Origin of the sequence: Acidimangrovimonas pyrenivorans (genome assembly GCF_042643245.1) — a bacterium.
In the GTDB taxonomy this organism is placed as follows: Bacteria; Pseudomonadota; Alphaproteobacteria; order Rhodobacterales; family Rhodobacteraceae; genus Acidimangrovimonas; species Acidimangrovimonas pyrenivorans.
On sequence record NZ_JBHRSK010000025.1, the window covers coordinates 1 to 5700 of the forward strand.

4 protein-coding genes and 2 pseudogenes are annotated in these 5700 nt (G+C 68.0%); 1 reads left to right on the forward strand and 5 read right to left on the reverse strand.

From position 1 onward, the window contains the following. Positions 1-489, reverse strand: a pseudogene (locus tag ACFOES_RS20540) (hypothetical protein); the annotation flags it as partial. A 313-nt stretch (positions 490-802) separates the two neighbouring features. On the opposite strand from ACFOES_RS20540, the gene ACFOES_RS20545 reads away from it, so the two are divergent. Beyond that, positions 803-1807, forward strand: coding sequence for a hypothetical protein (locus tag ACFOES_RS20545; protein ID WP_377835512.1), 1005 nt, complete (start codon positions 803-805; stop codon positions 1805-1807). 15 nt (positions 1808-1822) lie between these two features. Here the strand turns inward: ACFOES_RS20545 and ACFOES_RS20550 are convergent, their stop codons facing one another. The 4 genes and pseudogenes from ACFOES_RS20550 to ACFOES_RS20565 all read right to left on the reverse strand — a co-directional run. After that, positions 1823-2716 carry a glycosyltransferase family 2 protein gene (locus tag ACFOES_RS20550; protein ID WP_377835514.1) on the reverse strand — a complete coding sequence of 298 codons (894 nt, stop codon included), beginning with the start codon at positions 2714-2716 and terminating at the stop codon, positions 1823-1825. A gap of 116 nt (positions 2717-2832) precedes the next feature. After that, on the reverse strand, positions 2833-4443 hold the full coding sequence (locus ACFOES_RS20555; protein ID WP_377835516.1) for a glycosyltransferase: 1611 nt from the start codon (positions 4441-4443) through the stop codon (positions 2833-2835). A gap of 85 nt (positions 4444-4528) precedes the next feature. Next, entirely contained in the window at positions 4529-5512 is a 984-nt protein-coding gene (gene galE / locus ACFOES_RS20560; protein WP_377835518.1) for a UDP-glucose 4-epimerase GalE, read from the reverse strand. A gap of 39 nt (positions 5513-5551) precedes the next feature. Then, a pseudogene (locus tag ACFOES_RS20565) lies at positions 5552-5700 on the reverse strand (UTP--glucose-1-phosphate uridylyltransferase); the annotation flags it as partial.

Here is a 5700-nt window from a genome sequence, read left to right on the forward strand (position 1 = left end):
GAGATGCCGGGCATAGCGGTCGTAATCGATCCAGTGGAACTCCTCGCTCCGGTCCATGAATTCGTCGAAGGTCAGGTGGGCGAGGGACTTGTTCCACTGGCCCTTGACGTTCTGCAGGTACCAGCTTTCAAGCCACAGGTCCTGGCGGCGCAGGGCAAAGATGATCTCGACGTCGAAATGATCGCGCAGCGGGGCCAGGATCGACAGATCGCGCCGCATGCAGATATCCTCGTCGGACAGGATGATGGTCCCGACCTCGCGCCCGAGTTCCTTTTCCCAGGCCTCGGCGCGGCGGCCGAGATCCTCGGCCAGCTCGGCCGGCGGCATCGCCCCGCTCAGCAGCATGTTCGCGATCCGGATATGCCGGTCGACGCCGTAGGGGTAGAAGACCCCCTGCCGCAGCAGGGCCTTGAAATTCTTTCTCAGGGTTTTCTGGGTGGCTGTGGTGGCCGTGCGATGGGCCCCGATGTGAAGGATGAGCTTGCGCATCTATACGTCTTGAAATCCTGGTAAGGTTCGCGGCAGATACGAGCCGCAACTTGGCGGCACCCTAGCCGCCGACCACGGAATTTCCAAGCCGGAAAGCAGCCCCTCGGCACCCGGCGGGGCGCGCGCACCGCGATGCCCTGCAATCGGGCGCCGCGCCCGGGAAACGGGCATGGACAACGGCCCCGCGGCGGCTACAGTGCCGTGGAAGGCCGACCCCGCCGCAGCCGCGCCCGCAAGCGCCCCTCGCGCCCCGCCGTCGCGCGGAGAAGAAGGAGGAGGAGAGGAACGCCCCGGCCCCGCCCGAAAGGACCGCATGACGCGCATCTGCCATTTGCATATCGGCATGCCCAAGACCGGCTCGACGGCGATCCAGGCGGCGTTGCGGCGCTATCGCGACCCGCGCATCGCCTATGCGAGGCTCGGCCCCGCCAACCATAGCGAGCCGCTCTGCACCATCTATGCCAAGGCGCCGGATCGCTTTTTCCAGCACCGCCAGAAGGGCCGCAGCGCGCAGCAGGTGGCCCGGCTGCAAAGCCGCTACCGTGCCCGGCTCGAGGCCGCCTTCCGCGACGATCGCGACCTGATCCTGTCGGGCGAGATGCTGTGCGACCACCTGACCCCGGCCGAGATCAAGGCCATGCTGGCCGAGCTGCGGCGGCATTACGACGCGGTCCGCGTGATCGCCTATATCCGCCCGTTCCGCGCCCTGGTGCCCAGCATGCTGCAGCAGCGCATCCGCGTCGGCCAGGCCCGGTTCGAGCTGCCGGCGCCCGGCTATCGCAAGCGGTTCCAGCCCTGGCTGCGGCAGGCCGGCGCCGACAACTTGGAGTTCCGCCTGTTCGACCGGGCGGCGCTGGCCGAGGGCGACATCGTCGCCGATTTCGCCACCCGCCTCGGGCTCGACCGAAGCCGGATCTCCGCCCGCGACCGCAACGAGGGCCTGTCGCTCGAGGCGCTGGGGATCCTGTTTCACCACAACGTCACCGAAGGTGTCCGGCTGACCGACCCGGCGCGGCTGCAGGCGCGGCAGGTGCTGCTCCGGCAGCTCAGGGGTTTCGGCACCGGCAAGGTCGGGCTGGACGCGGCGCTGATGGCGCCCCATGTCGCCGCCCACCAGGCCGATATCGACTGGATCGAGCGCGTCGCCGGCTTTGCCGTCTCGGGCCCGGCCCCGGCGGTCGAGACCCCGATCCGTTCACAGGAGCATCTGCTGGAGATCGGTCGCGCGGCGCTGCCGGGGCTGCGGCAATCGGCGCCGCTCAACCGGCTGCGCGCGGCGGCCTGGCGGCTCGGCGCCCGGGCGATGACGCGGTTCTGACCCGCGTTCCGACGGTCAGGGCCGGACGATGGCGGGCTTGAAGCGCAGCCCGCGCAGCATCGAGCGGTAGATCTCGCGCCGCATCTTGCCCGGCACCTCGCCCTCGGCCATCTCGGTCCGGACCCGGTAGGCGAAGGCGGCGACGCCGTAGATCCCGCGCTCGCGCAGCTGGAACGAGGTCTCGTTGCGGGCGCCATAGCGGAACTTCCACAGGTTGCCCTTGGTGATCAGGCCGTAATTCACCCCCTTGTTGTCGGGCGTGTCGTGGATCACCAGGCTGTCGGGACAGAAGATGCCGGGATAGGACTTGGCGATGCGCTGGGTGTATTCGGAATCGTCGAACCAGATGAAATAGTCCTTGATCGGGAAGCCATGCTCTCGCACCGCCCATCGCGGGATCAGCACCGAGACGAAGGAGCAGGACTTGACCAGCAGATAGGGCGTCTCGGCGCTGTAGAAGCGCGGCCAGTCCCAGACCGGCGTCGGCGTGTTCATCTCGCACAGCGAGCCGTCGATCCAGCGCACCGCCGAGCAGGCGAAGCTGGGTTTCCAGGAATAGCGGTCCTCGAAATCGTTGATCCCGGCCAGCAGCAGGCGCAGCGCGTCGGGCTCGGGATAGGCGTCGTCATCCATGATCCAGAGGAACTGCGCCCCCTGCTCGTAGGCGATCTTCATGCCCTCGTGGAAACCGCCGGCGCCGCCGCTGTTCTCGCCCAGCCGGACATAGCGGATGCTGGGATCGGTCTTCGCCGCCACCACCTCTCCGGTGTCGTCGGTCGAGGCATTGTCGATGACGTAGACCAGATCGGGGCGCACGGTCTGCGCCAGGACCGCGTCGATCACCTTCGACAGTTTCGCCGAGCGATTGAACGTCACGATCACCGCGGCCGTGGTGCTTGTCAGAGCCATTGGCGTGCGAATTCCTTCAAGAAGCTGAACCTGCTCAAACCCGTTCCCTTCTGCCGCCGGGCGCCGGTGGCGTCAAGAAGCGGCCCGGCCGTCCGGGCCTCATCGCGGCAGGATGGTCATTTCGTCCCGGCAACCGCCTCGTAAAGCGGCATCATCACCTCGCGCGCCGTCGGGTCGGCGGCCACCGCGGCATAGCGCGTGGCCAGCTCCCTGCCCTGGGCGGCGACGAAATCCCCGTCGCGCCACATCCGGTCGACGATCTCGACGGTGCGCTTCAGCGCCGCCCGCGGCGCCCGCGGCAGCAGCAGCTCGGGCGGCACGATCTCGCTTTGCGAGCCGACATCGGTCGAGAGCGGGATCGCCCCCTTCTCGATCGCCTCGTAGCAGACCAGCGCCAGGCCCTCGTTCGACGACGGCAAGAGCAGGATGTCGCTCTGGCCCAGCAGTGCCGGGATATCGGTGCCGGCGGCATGCAGCTTGGTCATCGCCTCCAGCCCGAGCCGGCGCATCAGCCCGGTGCAGGCCTTCTCGAACGGGCCCTCGCCGACGAAATGGAATTGCAGCGTCACCCCGGCCTTGCCCGCCCAGTCGGCCAGCGCCTTCATGATCAGCACCACCAGCCCCGGCCGCTTCTGGTAGTAGAGCCGGCCGACGAAGGTGATGGTCAGCACCTGTTTCCCCGCCGCCATGTTCGGCGCCGGCAACTGCCGCGGCGCCTCCGGCCGGTCGAGCATGCGGCCGAGCCGGACCTTGTTGCTGACATGGAAGCGGTCGCGATACATCGCGATCAGCTCGCGGCTGATGACGTGATGGACGTCGATGAAATTCGACCACACGCCCGAGATCCGGGGATAGCCGCCATCGGAATACTCGATGATATGGGTCGAATCGACGACCTGGACCCAGGGCGCCATCATCCGCACCGTCGGCAGCGCCGAATAGAGCGGCACGCAATGGTGGATATGGATCAGGCGGATATTCTCCTGCCGGATCAGGTTGAGCACATATGGCGCCCATTCGCCATGCGCCAGATAGCGGTCGAGCCGGATGAAGGTGACGTCGTCGCTGTCGGGCAGGCGGTCGGCCAGCCGTTGCAGCGCCTGCACCGAGGCGACGACGAAGACCCGCAAGCCGGCCTCCTGCGCCCAGCGGACGCAGTCGAAGCCCAGCTTCTCGGCGCCGCCGACCTCGAGCCAGTGGAACCCGACCAGCACCGCCGGCCGGCGATCGCCGAAATCGGGCTCGGCCGGCACGAAGCGCGCCCCGCCGGTGCTGTTGGGCAGCGGGCTCCACTGGTGGGTTTCCATTTCCTTCTGGCGCCGCAGCTCGTGGCGGTGGCGCAGATCCTCGTAAAGCAGCGGCGAGACCCGGAACAGCGTTCCCAGCATCCGGGTGCTGGGGACCCAGGGCGCCTCGGTATCCTCGCGCTCGGCCGGGGTCGGCCGGCGCGGGATCGAGCTGAAGACGGTGACCGCCTCGCCGTCCTCGACCCCGCCCTCGACGATGCCGAGGAAGCCCGGGCCGCAATGCTCCGGCCCCAGCGCCGGCTCGCCCGGAACGATGCTCGGCGCCGCCCAGACCGGGTTGTCGCCCTCGTAGAGGATCAGCCGGACCCGCTTGTCGGGAAACCGCGTGGTGTAGATCCTCAGGATCTCCTCGGCCTCCCGCTCGGCATAGCGCGACAAGCCCTCGGAGGCCTGGTAGCGGGAGGAAAGCGTCACGGGCATCTGTTCGTCTCTCGGCATCGAAATGGCTCCGGGCAATCGTGGCACAATCCCCTGTCGGTGCGGGTCGAAAAATCCCGCGGGGACGTCATTTTTCGTAATGCCCGGTCTGGTGCCAACGCCAGGCGTCGCCGATCATCTCGGGCAGGGTCGAGCGGGTCGGGCGCCAGCCCAGTTCCTGCACCGCCCGGGTCGAGCCCGAGACCAGCTTGGTGCAGTCGCCCGGCCGGCGCGGCCCCTCCTCGTAGGGCACCTCGCGGTTGGTAACCGCGCGCGAGGCCTCGATCACCTCGCGCACCGAGAAGCCGCTGCCGGTGCCGAGGTTGAAGGCCCGGCTGGCCTTGCCGGCCTGCAGCCATTCCAGCCCCAGGACATGGGCGTCGACCAGGTCGCAGACATGGACGTAATCGCGGATGCAGGTGCCGTCGGGCGTGTCGTAATCGGTGCCATGGATGGTCAGCGCCGGGCGCTTGCCGTCGATCGCCTCCAGCATCACCGGGATCAGGTGCGTCTCGGGCCGGTGATGCTCGCCCACCTCGCCCTCCGGATCGCCGCCGGCGACGTTGAAATAGCGGAAGATCACCGATTTCAGCCCGTGCGCCACCTCGAAATCGCGCAGGATCTCCTCGATCGCGCGTTTCGAGCTGCCATAGGGGTTGATCGGGAATTGCGCGCTGTTCTCGTCCAGCACCACGTTGTCCTGCTCGCCATAGGTGGCGCAGGTCGAGGAGAAGACGAAGTTCAGGCAGCCCGCCGCCACCGCCGCCTCGGCCAGCGTCAGCGATCCGGTGACGTTGTTGTGCCAGTAGCGGCCGGGCTGGGCCATGCTCTCGCCGACCTGGCTGAGGGCGGCGAAATGCATCACCGCGACCGGGCTGTATTGCGCAAAGACCGCGTCCAGCCGGGCGCGGTCGGTCAGGTCGCCGCGCTCGAACGGGCCGAATTTCACCGCGTCTTCCCAGCCGGTCGACAGGTTGTCATAGGTGACGGGCCGGTAGCCCGCCGCTTTCAAGGCCTTGCAGGCATGCGAGCCGATATAGCCCGCCCCGCCGGTCACCAGAACTGTCTGCACGTCCGCTTTCCGCCCCACTCTTCCACTGTCGCCGGCAGCTTATTCCGCCGCCTTGTCGATGGCCATCACCTCGCGCAGGTAGCGGCCCAGCTCGTCCTTGAGTTCCTCGCGGGCGAGGCCGAAGGCGACGGTGGCCTGCAGGAAGCCGGCCTTCGAGCCGCAATCGAAACGCTGGCCGCGGAAGCGGA